At 64.0% G+C, this 18,257-nt stretch carries 21 protein-coding genes; 14 read left to right on the top strand and 7 right to left on the bottom strand.

Features of this window, described 5'->3' with window-relative positions; translation table 11 throughout:
* The first annotated feature begins 1 nt into the window (after position 1).
* Both ACT3SZ_RS00440 and ACT3SZ_RS00445 read left to right on the top strand, forming a co-directional pair.
* Complete coding sequence (locus ACT3SZ_RS00440) at positions 2 to 1,048, top strand: LLM class flavin-dependent oxidoreductase (RefSeq protein ID WP_444615840.1); 1,047 nt, start codon at positions 2 to 4, stop codon at positions 1,046 to 1,048.
* 21 nt (positions 1,049 to 1,069) lie between these two features.
* Positions 1,070 to 1,513, top strand: a complete 444-nt coding sequence (locus tag ACT3SZ_RS00445) for a riboflavin kinase (RefSeq protein WP_444615842.1) — start codon at positions 1,070 to 1,072, stop codon at positions 1,511 to 1,513.
* 18 nt (positions 1,514 to 1,531) lie between these two features.
* On the opposite strand, the gene ACT3SZ_RS00450 is transcribed toward ACT3SZ_RS00445, so the two are convergent.
* Complete coding sequence (locus ACT3SZ_RS00450) at positions 1,532 to 2,044, bottom strand: HPP family protein (RefSeq protein ID WP_444615844.1); 513 nt, start codon at positions 2,042 to 2,044, stop codon at positions 1,532 to 1,534.
* Between the two features lie 28 nt (positions 2,045 to 2,072).
* Positions 2,073 to 3,290 carry a molybdopterin molybdotransferase MoeA gene (locus tag ACT3SZ_RS00455; RefSeq protein WP_444615845.1) on the bottom strand — a complete coding sequence of 406 codons (1,218 nt, stop codon included), beginning with the start codon at positions 3,288 to 3,290 and terminating at the stop codon, positions 2,073 to 2,075.
* A 240-nt stretch (positions 3,291 to 3,530) separates the two neighbouring features.
* On the opposite strand from ACT3SZ_RS00455, the gene ACT3SZ_RS00460 reads away from it, so the two are divergent.
* The 5 genes from ACT3SZ_RS00460 (at position 3,531) to putP (ending at position 8,277) form a co-directional block, all read left to right on the top strand.
* Positions 3,531 to 4,211, top strand: coding sequence for a GntR family transcriptional regulator (locus ACT3SZ_RS00460; protein WP_444615846.1), 681 nt, complete (start codon positions 3,531 to 3,533; stop codon positions 4,209 to 4,211).
* A 153-nt stretch (positions 4,212 to 4,364) separates the two neighbouring features.
* Positions 4,365 to 5,126, top strand: coding sequence for an acetoacetate decarboxylase family protein (locus ACT3SZ_RS00465; protein ID WP_444615848.1), 762 nt, complete (start codon positions 4,365 to 4,367; stop codon positions 5,124 to 5,126).
* 44 nt (positions 5,127 to 5,170) lie between these two features.
* On the top strand, positions 5,171 to 5,914 hold the full coding sequence (locus ACT3SZ_RS00470) for an acetoacetate decarboxylase family protein (protein ID WP_444615850.1): 744 nt from the start codon (positions 5,171 to 5,173) through the stop codon (positions 5,912 to 5,914).
* 9 nt (positions 5,915 to 5,923) lie between these two features.
* Positions 5,924 to 6,685 carry an SDR family NAD(P)-dependent oxidoreductase gene (locus ACT3SZ_RS00475; RefSeq protein WP_444615851.1) on the top strand — a complete coding sequence of 254 codons (762 nt, stop codon included), beginning with the start codon at positions 5,924 to 5,926 and terminating at the stop codon, positions 6,683 to 6,685.
* Between the two features lie 80 nt (positions 6,686 to 6,765).
* Complete coding sequence (putP, locus tag ACT3SZ_RS00480) at positions 6,766 to 8,277, top strand: sodium/proline symporter PutP (protein ID WP_444615852.1); 1,512 nt, start codon at positions 6,766 to 6,768, stop codon at positions 8,275 to 8,277.
* Between the two features lie 452 nt (positions 8,278 to 8,729).
* Here the strand turns inward: putP and ACT3SZ_RS00485 are convergent, their stop codons facing one another.
* The 4 genes from ACT3SZ_RS00485 to rplN all read right to left on the bottom strand — a co-directional run bounded on the left by ACT3SZ_RS00485 (position 8,730) and on the right by rplN (position 10,525).
* Positions 8,730 to 9,134: a DMT family transporter gene (locus ACT3SZ_RS00485; protein ID WP_444615854.1), complete on the bottom strand. Its 405-nt coding sequence runs from the start codon at positions 9,132 to 9,134 to the stop codon at positions 8,730 to 8,732.
* A 126-nt stretch (positions 9,135 to 9,260) separates the two neighbouring features.
* Positions 9,261 to 9,833 (bottom strand): 50S ribosomal protein L5, encoded by a 573-nt coding sequence (gene rplE / locus ACT3SZ_RS00490; RefSeq protein WP_444615856.1) that lies wholly within the window; start codon positions 9,831 to 9,833, stop codon positions 9,261 to 9,263.
* Positions 9,833 to 10,147, bottom strand: coding sequence for a 50S ribosomal protein L24 (rplX, locus tag ACT3SZ_RS00495; RefSeq protein ID WP_301442353.1), 315 nt, complete (start codon positions 10,145 to 10,147; stop codon positions 9,833 to 9,835). Before rplX ends, rplE begins: the two co-directional genes overlap by 1 nt.
* A gap of 3 nt (positions 10,148 to 10,150) precedes the next feature.
* Positions 10,151 to 10,525: a 50S ribosomal protein L14 gene (rplN, locus tag ACT3SZ_RS00500; RefSeq protein WP_444615858.1), complete on the bottom strand. Its 375-nt coding sequence runs from the start codon at positions 10,523 to 10,525 to the stop codon at positions 10,151 to 10,153.
* Positions 10,526 to 11,207: 682 nt separating this feature from the next.
* Between rplN and ACT3SZ_RS00505 the strand changes: the two genes are divergently transcribed.
* The 7 genes from ACT3SZ_RS00505 to ACT3SZ_RS00535 all read left to right on the top strand — a co-directional run bounded on the left by ACT3SZ_RS00505 (position 11,208) and on the right by ACT3SZ_RS00535 (position 17,121).
* A complete protein-coding gene (locus ACT3SZ_RS00505; RefSeq protein ID WP_444615859.1) occupies positions 11,208 to 11,567 on the top strand; it encodes a hypothetical protein in 360 nt (119 codons plus the stop codon).
* 399 nt (positions 11,568 to 11,966) lie between these two features.
* Positions 11,967 to 12,368, top strand: a complete 402-nt coding sequence (locus tag ACT3SZ_RS00510) for a hypothetical protein (protein WP_444615861.1) — start codon at positions 11,967 to 11,969, stop codon at positions 12,366 to 12,368.
* Positions 12,369 to 12,570: 202 nt separating this feature from the next.
* Positions 12,571 to 12,960 carry a hypothetical protein gene (locus tag ACT3SZ_RS00515; RefSeq protein WP_444615863.1) on the top strand — a complete coding sequence of 130 codons (390 nt, stop codon included), beginning with the start codon at positions 12,571 to 12,573 and terminating at the stop codon, positions 12,958 to 12,960.
* Between the two features lie 154 nt (positions 12,961 to 13,114).
* Positions 13,115 to 14,191 carry a FecCD family ABC transporter permease gene (locus ACT3SZ_RS00520; protein WP_444615865.1) on the top strand — a complete coding sequence of 359 codons (1,077 nt, stop codon included), beginning with the start codon at positions 13,115 to 13,117 and terminating at the stop codon, positions 14,189 to 14,191.
* Positions 14,188 to 15,357 (top strand): FecCD family ABC transporter permease, encoded by a 1,170-nt coding sequence (locus ACT3SZ_RS00525; RefSeq protein ID WP_444615867.1) that lies wholly within the window; start codon positions 14,188 to 14,190, stop codon positions 15,355 to 15,357. Before ACT3SZ_RS00520 ends, ACT3SZ_RS00525 begins: the two co-directional genes overlap by 4 nt.
* Entirely contained in the window at positions 15,354 to 16,193 is an 840-nt protein-coding gene (locus ACT3SZ_RS00530) for an ABC transporter ATP-binding protein (RefSeq protein WP_444615869.1), read from the top strand. Before ACT3SZ_RS00525 ends, ACT3SZ_RS00530 begins: the two co-directional genes overlap by 4 nt.
* A gap of 31 nt (positions 16,194 to 16,224) precedes the next feature.
* Positions 16,225 to 17,121, top strand: coding sequence for a siderophore-interacting protein (locus ACT3SZ_RS00535; protein WP_444615871.1), 897 nt, complete (start codon positions 16,225 to 16,227; stop codon positions 17,119 to 17,121).
* A 13-nt stretch (positions 17,122 to 17,134) separates the two neighbouring features.
* On the opposite strand, the gene ACT3SZ_RS00540 is transcribed toward ACT3SZ_RS00535, so the two are convergent.
* Complete coding sequence (locus tag ACT3SZ_RS00540; protein ID WP_444615872.1) at positions 17,135 to 18,256, bottom strand: serine hydrolase domain-containing protein; 1,122 nt, start codon at positions 18,254 to 18,256, stop codon at positions 17,135 to 17,137.
* Position 18,257: the final 1 nt, after the last annotated feature.

The raw sequence follows: 18,257 nt of genomic DNA on the forward strand, positions 1-18,257 counted from the left end.
CATGCGATTCTCACTGTTCATCCACATGGAGCGTTGGGATGACTCCATCAGCCACGAGGAGCACTGGAATAACCTCGTCGAACTGGTGACCATGGCTGAGGCTGGTGGTTTCGGAACCGTCTGGACTGGCGAGCACCATTCCATGGAGTACACCGTCGCCCCCAACCCGATGGTGGCACTCGCCTCACTTGCTGCTCAGACGACCACCATCCGTCTGGGCGCGGGCACTATCATCGCACCGTTCTGGAACCCCATCCGCGCCGCTGGAGAGACCGCACTCCTGGACGTGATCAGCGGAGGACGCGCGGAACTGGGAGTGGCCCGAGGTGCCTACCAGTTCGAGTTCGACCGGCTGGCTGATGGACTGTCCGCCAAGGACGGCGGTTCCTACCTGCGGGAACTCATCCCGGCCGTGAAGAATCTGTGGGAAGGCGACTATGCGCACGATGGGGAACACTGGTCTTTCCCGGTATCCACATCGGTACCCAAGCCTGTGCAGAAACCTGGACCAAAGACTTGGGTAGCGGCCCGCACTCCAGAAACTCACGAGTTTGCCATCGCGAATGGCTGCCACGTGCAGGTCACACCGCTTATGAAGGGTGATGCCGAGGTACAGGACCTCAAGGACAAGTTCGATACAGCAGTGGCCGCCCATCCAGAGGTCGCCCATGAGCCTGAGATCATGGTCCTCCGGCACACCTACGTCCATTCTCCCAACGATCCTGAGGGGTGGCGGCCAGGCGCAGAAGCAGTCAGCCGCTTCTACCGCACTTTCAGTTCCTGGGCATTCGGCAAGCAGGCTCCCGAGGACGGCTTCCTCGATCCTCAGCCGTTGTCCTCGGTTGCGGATCGACCCGAGTTCGATGTCGACGCACTGCATCGCAATGCGATGATCGGCACTCCCGAAGAGATCACCGAGCGGGTGAAGTCGTACGAAGAGATGGGCTACGACGAGTACGCATTCTGGACCGACAACTCGATGTCACATGAGGACAAGAAGAAGTCCCTGCAGTTGTTCATCGACGACGTTATCCCGAACTTCCAGTAAGAGATCTGCAAAGGAGGCATCATGGACAGCACCCACGATATCTGCGGAAGCGTAGAGCACGGCGATCGCCGTGGACGCGAACTCGGTTTCCCGACGGCGAATATCGACATCTCCCACGTTTCCCCCGGCAGAGAAGCCGGGCTCACGGGAGTATGGGCCGGGTGGGTAAAGGACACGATGACCGGTGCCACGTTCATCAGCACCGTCTCGGTAGGAAGGCGGCCCACGTTCTACGATCACCAGGGCCCACTCCTGGTAGAGGCCTTTCTCCTTGATTTCGCTGGAGACCTGTACGGCCGAGAGCTCCAGGTCCATCTCGACACATTCATCCGTGGGCAACAGGAGTTCACGTCGCTGGACGAACTCATCGTGTGCATGGAGAAGGATGTTGCCGTCACGAGAGCGTACGCTGCCGCCGAACCCGCACGGACGGAAAGCGCGGAAAGCAACGCCTTCGCCGGCTAGGTGAAAACCTCCCCGCCCTCAGAACCAGCGGATGCGCCCGCGCAGGATACCGCGGTAGGCCACGGCGGCGAGGGTCACGATCAGGGCACCGAGCATCACCGGGGTGAGCACGAATTCCCAGTGCTCGTGCGAGGTCATCATCACGATCGGCAGCACCGCCGCCGGCGGGTGCAGGATGCGCAGCGCGCACATCAGCATCACCGAAATGCCGGTGACCAGGCCGATCGCCCACCAGGATGTGGGCAGCAGGTAGTCGGCCAGCACCGCCACCACGGCGACTACGAGGTGTCCGCCGAGCACGTTCATCGGTTGGGACACCGGTGCGGCGGGCAGGACGAAGACCAGGACGCAGGACGCCGCGAACCCGGCCATCAACAACGGGTGGCCGATGGCCTCGGTGAGCAGGCCGAGCACACAGATGACCACGGTCACGGCCGCCCCGGAGACCAGCAGGGCCGCCGGAGTGAACTTCGGCTGCGTCCGTGCGAAGAATCCGATGAAGGGGTTGTGCGGGTGGGGCGGCGTCGACATGCGTACAGGGTACGTCCCCGGGGTGGGGCTATCTGTCGAGAGGATGGATCTCCACGAGCGCACCGGCGCTCAGCGTGGCTCCGGCAGGGACACGGATCAGGGCATCGGCCGTGACGGACTGGGCCAGCAGGTGTGAGCCCGCACCGCCGACGGGGCTCACGGTCAGTTCGCCCTCGCGCACCTGCGTGCGTCCGCGCAGGTAGCGGTCCTTGTCCGGCAGGCCGTCCTCGGCGACTGTGATCCTGGCGGTGACCGCGCAGGACGCCTCGCCGAGGGCGGGCGCGACGAAGAGCCGGAAGCTCACGGCCGTGGACACCGGGTTGCCGGGCAGGCAGATCACCGGCACGCCGTCGAAGCGTGCCAGGCCCTGCGGGCCGCCGGGCTGCTGGGCGACGTGGCCGAACCAGGCGTCGGGGGCGTCCTCCAGGGTCTGCCGGACGACCTCGAAGGCGCCGTGGCTGATGCCGCCGCTGGTGACCACGGCGTCCGGCTGCGCCTTGGCGATGGCGGCCGAGAGTGCGGCGCGGAAGGCGGTGGGGTTGTCGCTGGTCTGCACGGTGCCGGCGACGTCGATGTGGTGGACGTGGCACAGGGCGCGCAGCATCGGGCCGTTGGCGTCGCGGATGGTGGCGGCCCCGGGCAGCGGTGCCGGTGCGTCCTGCCCGGCGGTGACTTCGTCGCCACCGGTGCAGATCAGGACGCGGGCCGTGCGCGTGACCGGCACGGTGGCGAGTCCTTGGGCGGCGGCGACGCCGACGGTGCGGGGGTTGACCGTCTCCCCGGCCGGGATGAGCAGGTCGCCGGTGCGGATGTCGGTGCCGCGCAGCCGGACGAACTGAGCGTCCGGTGTCTGCGGGACGGTGACCTGCGAGGTGCCGAAGTGCGCGGGTGCGCACTTCTCCACGGGTACGACGGCGGCGGTGCGGGCGGGCAGACGCGCGCCGGTCATCACCGGCACCACGGCGTCCCCCACCGCCCCGGCGGGTAGGACGTCGCGAGGGTCGGCCCCGGCGGCGATGGTGGCGTCCACGGCGAAGGTGCCGCCGGCCAAATGGGCGGACGCCAGGGCGTAACCGTCCATTTGGGAGTTGTCGAAGCGCGGCGAATCCTCGACGGCCGTGACATCCGCGGCCAGGCGACGTCCAAGCGCCAGGGCCGGGTCGACGTTCTCGACGGGCAGCTCACCGACGAGTGCGCGGAGGGCATCGAGGTGTTCGTCGGGGGTTCGAGTATCTGCAGGCTTCATGGTGTGGGATCCTCTACGGCTTCCGGGTCATCGTATAACGATTGCGTTTGCGTGACGGGCTGCCTGGCAGATCCTACCTGTGAGATCGAGGCACTCCCTACACTGATCACACCTGATCAACTCTCGACGATGGGTCGACGGCACTCTGACACCAAACTGAAATGCTAGTCTGACATGTAGTTCGCCGATACGTGCCGACGAATCTTCCCCATTGCGACTGACCCTAGCGGAGGAATACCTGTGGCGAACGCCGATGACACTCTCGGGAAACGCGCCTATCAGGAGATCTGGCAGAGAATCGTCCATCTCGACTACCCCCCGCTCACGACTCTCAACGAGAAAGAACTCAGCCTGAACCTCGGCATGGGCCTCTCCCCCGTCCGACAGGCACTACGTCGGTTGGAGTACGACGGGCTCGTGATGATACTTCCACGCCGAGGCACACTTACCACCGAGATCGGACTCAGCTCCGTGAAATGGGAGCTTGAGATACGCGAAGAGCTCGAGGGGTTCGCCGCCCGGCTCGCCGCTAAGCGAAGTTCATCCGCCGCCCATTCCGAGATGCTCACCCACGTGGGGATGATGGAGAACCTCTCGGAGAATGCTGACGAGGACGAACTTCCCACACTCATGAAGTTCACCGATCTTGACAGTGCTCTGCACCGGATAATCTACCGCGAGACCCACAACCCCAGCCTCATCCCTGACCTTGAACGACACTTTGCCCATGCGCTGAGAATCTGGCATTACTGCCACCGGGCCCAGACGTTCTCGCTGTCCAGATACGACGCCAGCATCTACCGCGAGATAGTGCAGGCGATCCGTGACCGGGACGGTGGCGCTGCTGAGCAGGCAATGAGGCAACACGTGCACGCTGACACCGAATCTGCCCTCTCTATGGTTCGCGACCTGGACCTTTAGGCCCGCGCAGGCCTGACCTGGCCCCGACAAGAGCGTTCATAGCGAAAAATACTGGTGATCCAACTACTGAAATGTTAGTCTTTGCAGTAGGTCACGAGCCGTACTCACGGCTCTTACCTGCCACCACCATCACGCTGCAGGAGGAACGACACCATGCAAGGACAATTCGACCCGCACAGATTCTTCACGTTCCTCGGCTTCGACCCCGGCGACCAACAGTATGAGTGCCCTGACCTTGCAACGATCAATGTTTACTGCAGGGGGAACCGGGAACAGCTGCAGGACCTCGTTCACCTGACCCCTTTTACTATGGAAAGCGACATCTTTGTCGTTACCATTGCTGACTTCGCGAACTGCACGATGACCCAAGGCAGCTACTTCGACGGCGGGGTGATCCTGCCAATCTCCTACAACGGTCGCGCTGCAGGCACCTACTTCTTCGAATTCGAGGATGAACACTGGAGCACGGCAGCCGGTCGAGAGCTCTGGGGCTATCCCAAGCGATACGCCAAGTTCTCCATGGACGTCGACGACAGCGGCGCACGAGGAAAAATCTGGAGCTACGAGACCCCGATCCTCGACATCGCCGTGGAGTTTGACCACCGAGTCACCGGCGAAGGATGGGCCGAGACGGTATTTGCCCCCACGCTGCAGGCACGCGCCGTTCCGCAGCTCGACGGCCCGTCCTATTCACAGTTCGACATATCAATGCGGAATACGGCGGCGAACAACGTAGTCAAACAGCGACGACTCGGCCGTGCATCGGCGAACCTAAGTCGCGTGGACATCGGTTCCGACATCCTCGGTCCCGGAGGCCTTGAGGTCCTTGAGGTACTCGGCGGCGAATACTTGGTTACGGACTTCGCATCGACGCCCGAACACGGGACACCCGAAGTGCTCGACTCGCTCGCCTGACGCCATCACCCTCCGTGCGCGCTACCCCTTTGGAGAACAGCACCATGAGCTACCAGATCAACAACCTCCTGACCTATACCGGCATGATGCCGGGAAACAGCACCTACTCCGTTAAGGATCTTCACCAGCTGTGGGTCTACTGCCGCGGCGACCGAGCTCAACTCGAGCGTCTATCAGGTTTTCTTCCGTTCGAGTTGCAGGATGACATCTTCATTCTGGGGGTCGGGGACTTCTCCGACGGCCCTGGGTGGGCTGACGCCAGCATCATCCTCCCAATCACATTCAACGGTGAGAAGGGTGGAACCTATTATTTCGAGTACGAAGACCAACACGCGTCCGTAGCGATGGGCCGCGAAACCTGGGGCTATCCGAAAGCCTTCGCCCGCGTCGAGTACGCCGAGACTACCGAGGGTATTCATGCCGAAGTCACCGACTACGACACCGAGGTCTTCTCCGTCGATGTCACATTCGATGACTCAGTCCGTGACGAAAAGTGGGACCATCTCGCTATCTATCCGCAGTACCAGGTGCGTGGAGTCCCACAGAAGAACGGAAGCAGTTTCGACATCCTCGATGTCGTGTCACGCGACCCGTCCGTCGACTACATTCCCAAGAGCCGGCGGCTCGGACAGGCGAAGGTAACCATCGGCAAGGTGGACATCGCCAACAACATTCTCGACGGCGAGAAGCTCGAAGTTCTCGAAGTTCTCGGTGCCGAGCTGCAGATCGGGGACTATCACTCCACTACTGCGAACGGCATCCCCCACGTCGTGGAAAGCCTGATTTGAGGAGAAAACATGTTTAACCTCACCGGAGAAATCGCACTAGTCACCGGTGCCGCACGAGGCCTCGGACTCGCGCAAGCCCGCGCACTCGCCTCGGTCGGTGCCGAAGTCATCGTCTCAGACCACGACACCAATACCAGTAGAACCGCTGCCGAAACGTTGTGCGCGGAAGGATTCACAGCGACATCTCTCCCGATGGATGTCCGCGACGTCTCACAGATCCGGTCCGCCTTCGAGCATCTTGAAATCAACGGAAAAGTGCCGTCGATTCTTCTCAACAACGCCGGGGTGTCCTTCCGTCGTTCCGCACTTGAGGCTACCGAGGAAGACTACGACCGCACTTTCAGCGTTAACTCGCGTGGAGCCTACTTTGTTGCACAAACCGCGGCGCGCTTGATGCGAACGCGGGGCGGCGGCAGCATTATCAACATCGCATCAATCGGAGCCCTCACTGTCGACGGACCCCAGTCATCCGTCTACGACTCATCCAAGGCCGCCATTGAACACGTCACCGGCAATTTCGCCTATGAATGGGCACAGTACGGGATCCGGGTGAATGCAATAGCACCTGGTTACATCCACACTTCGATGATCGAAGGCCTTATCCCCGACACCGCGGGCGAAGAAGAGCTAGTGCAGACCAAGATCCCCCTCGGGAGAGTGGGAGAACCCGAGGACCTCGCAGGAGCCGTCGTCTTCCTGGCTTCCCGCGAGTCATCCTGGGTCACCGGGCACACTCTAGTCGTCGATGGTGGCTGGATGGCCGCATATTAATCGGTCCTGACGGGCGTTATGCCGTCTCGACACCTCCCCACCACCGTCCGTCCCCACACCACCGGACAAAGGAGAAGCCAGTGTCCGACCAGACTCTGATTTACACAGCCATCGCCATCTATCTCGTTATCATGCTGTTGATCGGCTACGCCGCCTACAGGAAGACCACAGGACACGAGGACTATATGGTCGGTGGCCGTGCTTTACCACCGTGGGTTGCCGCCCTGAGCTCGGGAGCATCCGACTCTTCCGGATGGATCATGATGGGGCTTCCAGGTGCGGTCTACCTCGGCGGTCTGGTCGAAGCATGGATTGCGGTAGGGCTCGGTATCGGGGTCTATGTCAACTGGAAAGTCATAGCTCCCCGGCTACGCGCCTACAGTCAGGTTTCTAAGAACTCGATCACCCTACCGAGTTTCTTCGAGAACAGAACCCGCGACAAGACCCGCATCCTCCGGATCGTCGCCGGGGTAATTGTCCTGGTCTTCTTCACCTTGTACGTGTCATCGGGAATGGTCGCCGGCGGAGTCTTCGTCGAGGGCTCATTGGGCGGGAACTACATGGTCGGGATGCTCATAGTCTCGGGCGTGACTATTCTCTACACGCTCGTGGGTGGATTCCTCGCCGCGTCATGGACGGACGTCGTGCAGGGAATCATGATGGTCCTCGCCCTAATTGCCGTCCCTGTCGCTGCGCTCTTCGCTGTCGGCGGAATAGGCGAGGTCACCTCCACCGTGAATGATATCGATCCATCCTACTTTTCCCTCGTCGGTGAGGGGCTGAGTACGGCCACCATCCTAACCATTGTCTCTGGTCTAGCGTGGGGGCTGGGTTATATCGGACAGCCGCACATCCTAGTCCGATTCATGGCACTTCGGAGCTCCGCGGATGCGCGGCGAGGTCGCCATATTGCGGTTGGCTGGACATATGTCCTAATGCTCGGCTCGATCCTTTCCGGAATCATCGGCCTCGCCTATTTCACGCACTCCGGCGGAAGTCTTGACAACCCTGAAACCGTGGTCCTTGTTCTGGCTCAAACACTGCTGCACCCGCTGGTGGCTGGATTCATCCTGGCTGCTGTTCTCGCCGCGATCATGAGCACGATGTCGAGCCAATTGATCGTGACCTCCTCGGCTCTCATCGAAGACCTCTTCAAGGTTGCGAGGAAGAACCCGCCGCCCGACCATACGCTCCTCGTCTACGGACGGGTAGGTGTTCTGGTGATTGCGGCAGTGGCCGCAGTGCTGGCACTTTCGCCCAGTGACACGATTCTCGGCCTAGTCAGTTTCGCATGGGCAGGTTTCGGAGCCGCATTCGGTCCGATTGTTCTCCTCAGTCTTCTCTGGAGGAAGCTCACGAACTGGGGCGCGCTCGCAGGGATGATCGTCGGCGCAGCGAGCGTGTTCGGATGGAATGCCCTCGATACGGGCCTATATGAACTACTCCCGGCCTTTATCCTCGCACTCGTCACCACGATGGCTGTGAGCCTCATAACCTACCAACGCAATGAGGAGATCGAGACAGAGTTCGCCGCAAGCTCAGAGTTAGTGGCCACAGAGAAAGCGCCGCGGAAGACGCCCACCGACGGGTAGAGTTTTCTCCAGCTACTGGTCCGTCCTACCTCAGCACGCGACCCGTAACGAAACTCGCCCTTGCACGGCAATACCGCCGGTCTTAGTTCCTCCGACAATTCCCCGGGGAACTGCGTTGGCTCGTCACCGACTATATCGACGCCAGATCGGTCGCCGTGCCGACAATGCAGGATGCCACACTGCTCCTGGATGACGACGGGCACTTGCTCCTCTGACCTCGCCGATGAGCGGGGCGCGGATGACCGGGCCCCGAGAAAGCACTCCGGGCCACCGTCACCACGCCTGACACCGCCTCACCCGAGGAACTTTCTGCCGTACGCTATGCGAATTCCCATCCCGTGCCCCCAAGCCCATTGCCAGTGAAGTGAACGCTAGAACCTAGCCGGCGGCGACGAGGCCGCACCAGTCGGGGATCCAGTGACGGACATCCGGAGGCAAACCGCGAAGCCACTTCAAAGACGACAGCGACGGTCAGAAGCAGCCAGGCAATCGGTAGATCTTTTCCTCGGCCTGCTGTGAGGTGCGCTGCAAACACCGATCTCCACCAGCAATGTCCCCACGGATTTCGCCGCCGTCATCGGGCCGCCGTAGACCGCCAACCCGAGGACGGCTGTCAGTGCCGCGCCGGCCACCGTCCAGAATCCGAAGGCAACTCCCCATCCCAGGCCAGCCTTTAATGTCCGAAACAGCACGTAGAACACGAACGAGTAACCTGCAACGACGAGATACCAGCCCGGATTTTCCGCCGCCGCTTCGGATACAGTGACGCGCCCACCCCAGACTGAATTGCCGCCAAGAACCTCAACTAGCGAATCATGCGAATTGCTCCGGCACTCGCACTTCCCCAGCGCCACCACGGGCTCGCGGGCAAAGGCCAGGAGTGCCCACCTGAAAACAACACAGAAAACGCCGTCCCGTCCAGCCGGATCGGCAGGACGGAACGGCGTCAGTGGCGTCGAGAAGAACTCGACGCGGCCGGAAGACTACTTCTCGGCGTTCTGGCCGGCCTCGAACGGGAAGCCCAGCTCGCGCAGCAGCGCGCGGCCTTCCTCGTTGTTGGTGGCGGTGGTCACCACGGTGATGTTCATACCGCGGGGACGGTCGATGGAGTCGACGTCGATCTCGTAGAACATGGACTGCTCGTTGAGACCGAAGGTGTAGTTACCGTTGCCGTCGAACTGCTGGTCCGAGAGACCGCGGAAGTCGCGGATTCGGGGCAGGGCCACGGTCAGCAGGCGGTCGAGGAACTCCCACATGCGGTCGCCACGCAGGGTGACGCGGGCGCCGATGGGCATGCCCTCACGCAGCTTGAAGTTCGAGATCGCCTTCTTGGCCTGGCGGATCTGCGGCTTCTGACCGGTGATCAGGGTGAGGTCCTTGATGGCACCGTTGATCAGCTTGGAGTCGCGGGCAGCCTCGCCGACACCCATGTTCACGACGACCTTGGTCACGCCGGGGATCTGCATGACGTTGTCGAAGTTGAACTCGTTGTTCAGGTTCTCCCGGATCTCACCGCGGTAGCGGGTCTTGAGACGGGGGGTGTAGTTGTCGCTCATCAGATGTCCTTCCCGGTGCGGCGGGAGATGCGGATCTTCTTGCCGTCCTCATCGAAGCGGAAGCCGACGCGGGTGGGCTCGCCGTCAGCGTCGAGGACCATCACGTTGGACACGTGGATGGGGGCCTCCTGGGTGACGATGCCCTCGGACTCAGCACCACGCTCGGGTGCGGAGTTCACGACGTGCTTCTTGATGCGGTTAACGCCCTCGACCAGGACCTTGTCGCGCTGCGGGAAGGCCTCGATGACCCGACCCTTTGCGCCCTTGTCCGGACCCGAGATGACCAGGACGGTATCGCCCTTATGAATCTTCATGGGTTAGATCACCTCCGGTGCGAGAGAAACGATGCGCATGAAGCGCTTGTCGCGCAGCTCACGGGCGACCGGCCCGAAGATGCGGGTACCGCGGGGGTCGGCGTTGTCGACACCCTTGATGAGAACGGCAGCGTTCTCATCAAACTTGATGTAGGAGCCGTCCGGACGACGGGTCTCCTTCTTGGTGCGCACGATGACAGCCTTGACGATGTCACCGGACTTCACGTTTCCGCCGGGGGTTGCTTCCTTGACGGTGGCGACGACAACGTCGCCGATACCGCCGGAGCGTCGGGTGGAGCCGCCGAGCACGCGGATGACCAGGATTTCCCGGGCTCCGGTGTTATCGGCGACCTTCAGACGCGATTCCTGCTGAATCACTTCTAGTCTCCTTGTAGACCTAGTAGTTCTGTGCACGTGGGATTACCGACCCTCACGTGCGCGGTCCGTGCCTCTTCGTGGTCCAGCCGGTCGGCGATCCGGTACGCGCGAAGCACACCAGAGCGACCTATGGACCACAGGCAACCGCTCAAGTATGCCACCAGCACCGCCACGAGCCAAACCTGTCTACGTCCGCGACGGTCGCGGTCCGCGCATTACGACGAAAGTACCCCCGTAAATTACCCTATGGGGTACGTCACAGTAACGGCTCAATCTGTGTTTGGCTCACTTTTCCCACAGGGGCGAATTACGTCACATTCACCCATTCTCGCCACCGCGGTGCCCCTGCACCACCCAGTCCACACGCACCGTTCATAACACCGCCATCCAGTCGCCTACCAGTAGTTTCACAGCGCCAGCAAGCCTGTTGGCACCTCGGCGTGATGCCACATTTCGATGATTTAGAACTCATCGGACGCATACCCAGGGGCGTAATGCCGTGGACTCAGGTAAGCCTCCAATTACATTTCAGGATAGAACGTAGGGCTAATGAAACTGTTTTACCCCGCGACAAGCGCGCGTCGCGCTGGTAACTTTTCTCCCGAACGGCGGGACCTCCGCCCCCGATCGGAGACCTGACGCTCCGGACGGACACCCCAGTTCAGTGAGGAAACACACTTTCATGACCATCAAGAAGAGCCTGCTCGCCGCAGCCACCGCCACCACCCTCGCCATCGCCGGCACCGGCATCGCTTCCGCCGCCGACGGAGGCGACCTTCCCGACGCCGGAGCTGGCTCCGTGGAAGGCTCCTTCGACGGCGAAGCGCTGTCGACCGAAGGCTCACAGATCTTCGGCTCCGTCCCGGAGGGTGGAGAATCAGCCACGATCGAGCAGGCGCTCAATGCACTCGGTGCCGTTGCCGTGACCGGTGCCGCCGTTGCCGGTTCGATCGGTGCCGCTCCGGCCATCTACTCCGCCGTCCAGGACTTCCAGGACATGGTCGAGGACATCTCCGGCAACCTCCCCGCCCTCCCCTTCTGATCTGACACCGCCCACGCGGTAGACAGCCCCATAGAGGGGTCAGAAGAAGCTGAACGGCCCCGACCACACGGTCGGGGCCGTTTCACATGCCTGCACCCCCAAACGAGGGCCAGCACCCTCGACACAGGTACATCCTCTCAGCGTCCTTCTCCATACCGACACTTCAGGACATACCCCCTCTCCCTACGCCAACGATCCCGCCCGTCACCGCCGACGCTCTCGTACCCTGCCCCGTATCCCCCTGCCGACATGGACGCCACAAGGCCGCCCCACACACCGATACCCTCCCCTGTATTTCACTTTGACCAGTGCGAATATATCCCTACCCGGAGAAAATCGTTCATGCTACGTTCTGCTTTGTCCCCCTCACCACCGATCCTCAAGAGGAGCGAAACAAGCATGAAGACCCGTAAGACTCTCCTGACCGCCGCCACCGCCGCCACCCTGGCGATCGCCAGCACCGGTATCGCCTCCGCACAGGAGGACCTGCCTGACGAGACCGGCAGCACGGGAAGCTCGGCCTCCAACGACGAGTCCGGCAGCGCCCCGACCGCTCCGTCGGCCGAGCTCTCGAACGAGCGCGACGTCCTGGGCTCCGTCACCGGCGCCGATGCCCTCGGCTCCTGGACCGACGGACAGTTCGACTACGACAAGGCCTCTGAGGCCCTCGTCAGCCTTGCCGCCGGTGGCGCAGCCGTCGCCACCCTCGCCGGTGCTTACGTCGCCGTCGTCGACGCATCTGATGCTTTCCAGGGTGTCGTCGAGAACAGCCGCGGTTTCATCGAGAGCCAGCTCGACTAAGCGAAAAACAGCCGACCGCTTAACACCCCGCCCCCTCCGGCGGGGTGTTTTTGCATGTCAGCCCAGTCCAACTACACCCGATCGGGGCACAATAAGATCTAGCTGTGGACCTTTCTTCCTCTATACAACATGATAAGAGGCGGAACGAACACGTCAGCTACACCACCTGGCGTAGCTGGACACTGACACAAGAGGAATCCCCATGAAGCTCAAGAAGTCTCTGCTCGCCGGCGCCACCGCCGCCACCCTCGCGATCGCCGGCACCGGTATCGCCACCGCGCAGGAAGGCAGCCTGCCCACCGGCTCCTTCTCCACCTCCAGCGAGACCGAGTCCAGCGATCTCAGCTCGATCACCTCCTCCCTCGGCGACGGCTCCTCCGAGGGCTCCGGCGAGGGCTCCAGCGAAGGTTCCCTCTCGGGCTCCTCCGACATCGACATCGAGGCATTCCTCGCGGACATCTTCGGCGACGAGGGCATCCTCGGCTCCTTCGTGACCGGGGAAGACGGCGACTGGGCCAACGGCGTCAGCAACATCACCACCGTGATCAGCCTCATCTCCGCCGCCATCGGCCTGGGCAGCCTGGTCATCTAAGGAGACCCCGGCGGGTACTCCCCGCTGGTCGCCCCCGACCCCTGCATCCATTGCGGAATAGCTCACCCAAGATCTAAGGTGAACCTATCCTCGAGCGTGGATGCAGGGGTCGAACCATGCCTCCACGCTCGTTCCGACGAGTGAAAGGGGCCCGATGACGACGGGAACCACCGATGTTGCCGCGCCACCCGGCCCATCCGCCACCTCCCGACTTCGCAGACGCCGGCTCCTCGGCCTCCTCGGCCTCACCGTCCTGCTCGTCGTCGGCTTCGTCCTCAGCCTCGCCTACGGCTCCCGCGTCATCCCCACCGATGTGATGCTGGACTCCCTGCGCCAGCTGCCCTCCGCGCTGCGCGCCGACGAGATCACCGACCCCGATCTCCAGGTCATCGCCGAACTCCGCTTCCCCCGGACCCTCATCGGCATCATCGTTGGTGCCGGACTCGGTGTCGCCGGTGCCCTGATCCAGGGACACACCAGAAACCCGCTGGCCGACCCCGGCATCCTCGGTATCTCCTCGGGTGCCGCCCTCGCCGTCGTCGTTAGCTTCGCGGTCTTCAACGTCTCCAGCACCGGCGCCACCGCCGCCTGGGCCTTCGGCGGTGCACTGATCGCCACCTGCGCCGTCTTCGGACTCGCCTCCGTCGGCGGCGGCAACGTCCACCCCTTGACCCTCATCCTCGGCGGCGCCGCGATGAACGCCGTCCTGCAGGCCATCATCAGTGCCTTCGTCCTCACCGATGAGAACAACCTCGACCGGATGCGCTTCTGGACCGTCGGTTCCGTCGCCGGACGTGACATGACGATCTTCTGGGGCGTGCTGCCGATCATCATCGTCGGCCTGATCCTCGCCTTCGCTACCGGCCCGCAGCTCAACCTCCTCAACCTCGGCGACGACGTAGCCACCGCCCTCGGCGTGAACACCAAGCTCGCCCGCCTCATGGGCATGGTGATCATCGCCCTGCTCGCCGCGGCCGCCACCGCCGCCGCCGGCCCCATCGCCTTCCTCGGACTCGTCGTCCCCCACCTGGTGCGCTCCATCACCGGGCCGGACTACCGGTGGATCCTGCCGTACTCCGCGCTCGGCGGTGCCACCCTGCTGCTCTACGCCGACGTGCTCGGACGCCTCGTCGCCCGCCCCGGTGAGCTCCAGGTCGGCATCGTGCTGGCCTTCGTCGGTGCCCCGCTGTTCATCTACATGCTCGTGCGCAGGAAGGTCGTGCAGCTATGACCCAGAACGCCGACACGCGCAAGCGCGCCAAGCGCACCTACGTCCACGAGGGCAGCGTCCCCGGGCGTCCTGCCTTCCGCCTCGGGGCACTATCGATGGTCTGGCGTCCCCGGCAGTTCGCCGTCTCGGCGACCCTCGCCGTCGGCGTCGTCCTCTTGCTGCTGGTGTCCATCTGCCTCGGCGACTACCCGCTGACCCCGATCCGCGTGGCCGAGGTCATCGGCTCCCGCCTCTTCGACGCCCTGCACCTCACCGGCCTGCGCGACATGATCGTAGAGCCCTCCCGCATCGAGGAACTCGTGGTCTTCGACTGGCGCATGCCCCGCTCGGTGACCGCCATCGTCGTCGGCGCCGCCCTGGGGCTCTCCGGCGCGCTGACGCAGTCCGTCACCCGCAACGCTCTGGCCAGCCCCGATATCCTCGGTATCACCACCGGCGCCTCCGCCATGGCCGTAACGATCATCGTGCTCGGCGGCGGAGCGTCCGGCGGTCTGGTCGGCTGGCTCTCCGGCGTCGGCATCCCCGTCGCCGCCCTGATCGGCGGCCTGCTCACCGGTGTGGCCATCTGGCTGCTCGCCTACCAGCGCGGCATGGACCCCTTCCGCCTGGTGCTCTCCGGCATCATCATCTCCGCGCTGCTGATGGCCTATATCTCCTTCCTGATGACACGCGCGGACCTGCGCGACGCCACCACCGCACAGATGTGGCTGTCCGGCTCGCTGAACGCCTCCAACTGGACGCGCGCCATGCCGGTGATCCTCGTGGTGCTCATCGGTGTGCCGGTGTTCGCCTGGATCTCCTTCCAGCTCATGGCCAGCATTTTGGGGCCGGACGTCGCCCGCTCGCTGGGCCAGAACGTCACCGGCGTGCAGGTCGCGCTGCTGGTGTTCTCCGTCGCGCTGGCCGCCGTCGCGGTCTCCGCCGCCGGCCCCATCGGCTTCGTCGCCTTCGTCTCCCCGCAGATCGCGCAACGACTGTGCGGACGCTCCACCCCGCCGCTGCTGGCGTCCGGCCTGTTCGGCTCCTGCCTGCTGATCCTCGCCGACATGGCCACGCAGTCGATCCTCCCCGTCGAACTGCCCGTCGGACTGCTGACCTCCGCCGTCGGCGGCCTGTTCCTGATCTACCTCCTCATCCAGAACAACCGGAGGGCCTCCACCGAATGAGTACCCAGAAGAGTCTCCAGACCAACACCATCAGCGCCTCCGGCCTCACCGTCGGCTACGGCAAAGCCGACCCGATCATCAGCGACCTGTCGCTGAACATCCCCGGCGGCAAGGTGACCACCATCATCGGGCCCAATGGCTGCGGCAAGTCCACGCTGCTGCGCTCCCTGTCCCGCCTGCTGCCCTCGCGCACCGGCGACGTTTTCCTCGACGAGACCGACATCGGCTCGATGAAGCGCAAGGACCTGGCGAAGGTCATCAGCGTGCTGCCGCAGTCCCCGCTGTCGCCTCCCGGGCTGATCGTCTCCGACCTCGTCGCCCGCGGCCGTCACCCGCACCAGAGCTGGATCCGCCAGTGGTCCTCCACCGATGAGGATGAGGTCATGGCCGCCCTCGAGATGACCTCGGTGGCCAACCTCGCCGACCGTCCCGTGGACTCCCTGTCCGGCGGGCAGCGCCAGCGCGTGTGGATCTCCATGGTCCTGGCCCAGCAGACCGAGGTGCTCTTCCTCGACGAGCCGACCACCTACCTCGACCTCTCGCACTCCATCGAGGTCCTCGACCTGGTCCGCGAACTCAAGCGACGCCTGGACCGTACGGTGGTGATGGTCCTGCACGACCTCAACCTCGCCGTGCGCTACTCCGACCACCTCGTGGTGATGCGCAACGGTGCCATAGAGGCCACCGGTAGCCCCGGTGAGATCATCACCTCCGAACTGCTGGCCGACGTCTTCAATCTGGACGCCGTCGTCATCGAGGACCCCGTCGTCGGCGGGCCGCTCATCGTCCCCTCCGCCCCGCCGGAGACCGGCGACCACCTCGCCGACACCATATAAACACCGTAAGAGAATAAGGAACACCACATCCATGGCCACCACACCCGCCACCGCCGTCCGCGACATCCAGCTGCGCGAGCACCCGCGCCGCGACGCCTCCGAGGGCACCGAACCCGCCGACGACTTCGGCGGTCGGCTCATCGCGGTCACCGTGTCCGCCAATGAACTCATCGCCCCGAACCTGCGCCGGCTCACCTTGGCCTCCCCGGACTTCCGGGAGCTGGAACTCACCGGCCCGGACGAGTTCTTCGGCCTGCTCATGCCGCAGGACGGACGCGACTTCGAGCCCTTCGACACCGCCGGACGCAATATCCGCGCCGCCGTCGCCGACATCGAGGAGGACGTCCGGCCCGGTCTGCGCTGGTACACGGTACGCCACCTGCGCCAGGACGTTGGCGAGATCGACGTGGACGTGGTCATGCACGACGACCACCCCGGCCCCGGTGCCACCTGGGTCAGCGAGGTCTCCCCCGGAGCGACCGCCGGAGTGTGGCTGTGCAATGCGATCTGGATCCGGCACGCCGAGCGTCCGCTCTTCGTCGCCGACCCCTCGGCCGTGCCGGCGTTGCTGACGATCCTGGAGTTCACCGCCGATCACCACCCGGACGACCTGCACCGCTACCACCTGGTTATCGTCGCCCACTCCCCCGAGGACCTGGAGGGCGGGATCGCCGAGGACTGGTCGGAGAAGGTCGCCTCGCTGCAGATCATCTACACCTCCCCCGGCATGGAGGCCGAGGCCGTGACCCGGCACCTGCACGAAGCCGCCTCGATCTCGCACCCGTGCACCGCCGCCCAGTACGTGTGGGCCAGCGGGGAGGTCGGCATGACCAAGGCCGTGCGCGGTGTGGCCGTGGACGACTGGGGCGTGGACACCGCCTTCGTCGACTGGGTCGCCTACTGGATCGAGGGCAAGCCCCGGCCGTGACCGGTTGTTGGCTCTAGCGTGCGCCCCACACCTGCTCGACCTCGTCGAACAGGGCCGAACCCTGCGGGCCATGTAGCGCCAACTGGGTGAACACCACCAGCACCTCACCGGTGACCGGGTCCACCCGCCCCCACGTGCCGGCCGAACCGGCCCACCCATAGGAGCCGTCCGGGCGCACGCTGCCTCCGTAGCCCCAGCCCTGACCGTCCATGTCGGTGAGGAAGAAGCCACCCATCGCCCGCTGGGCGTCGTCGAGATGATCCGTCATCATCGCGGTGACCAGTTCCTTCGGCAGCACCCGCACCCCATCGAGTTCCCCACCGCCGGCGAGCATCCGGGCGAAACGCACCCAGTCACCCACCGGGCCGATCAACGCACCCGCCCCGTCTGCGAACGACGGCGGTGCGGCGTGCACGCCGTCCGCAGCGTCCACCAGACGAATGCCTTCCGCCGAATCCACGTAGCGGGAGGCGAAGCGCGGACGACGCGCGGCGTCCACCCACCACGTCGTATCGTCCATACCCAGCGGTCTCAGCACACGGGTAGCGGTCAGTTCTTCGAGTGAGGCCCCGCCGACGCGCTCGACGAGCAGACCGAGCAGCGTGGCCCCGGTGTTATACGTCCACCCCTGCCCCGGCTGGTGCGCCAAAGGCATCGCCGCGGCGGCAGCGAGGTACTGCTCACGCGACACCTCCCCGTGGTGGCCTTCCTGCAGGTCAGCGAACAGCCGGACGCTGTAGGGAGCCTCGAAATCCGGGATGTAGCCCAGCCCACCGCGCAGGGTGAGCAGGTCCTCCACCGTGGCCTCACGGTTGCAGTCCACCGTGTGCTCCAGGGAGCCGGTGGCGTCGACGAGCACGCGCGGATTGGCGAGTTCCGGTATCCAGCGCGTCACCGGGGTGTCCAGGTCAAGCAGCCCCTCGGCGACGAAGGTCAACGCCACCGCCGCGATGACGGGTTTGCCGAGGGAGTCCCAGAAGAAGAGGGTGTCCGGCGTGACCGGCGTGCCGGACGCCAGGTCCTGCACGCCGACGGCCGCCACGTCCTCCCCATCGGCGACGACACCGCCGGGCAGCCGGCCGTCCGCCGCCCTCGCGCGCATCAGCGCGGCCACAGATTGTGCAGAAGTGCTCATG

Source organism: Corynebacterium sp. AOP40-9SA-29 (genome assembly GCF_052377405.1).
In the GTDB taxonomy this organism is placed as follows: Bacteria; Actinomycetota; Actinomycetes; order Mycobacteriales; family Mycobacteriaceae; genus Corynebacterium.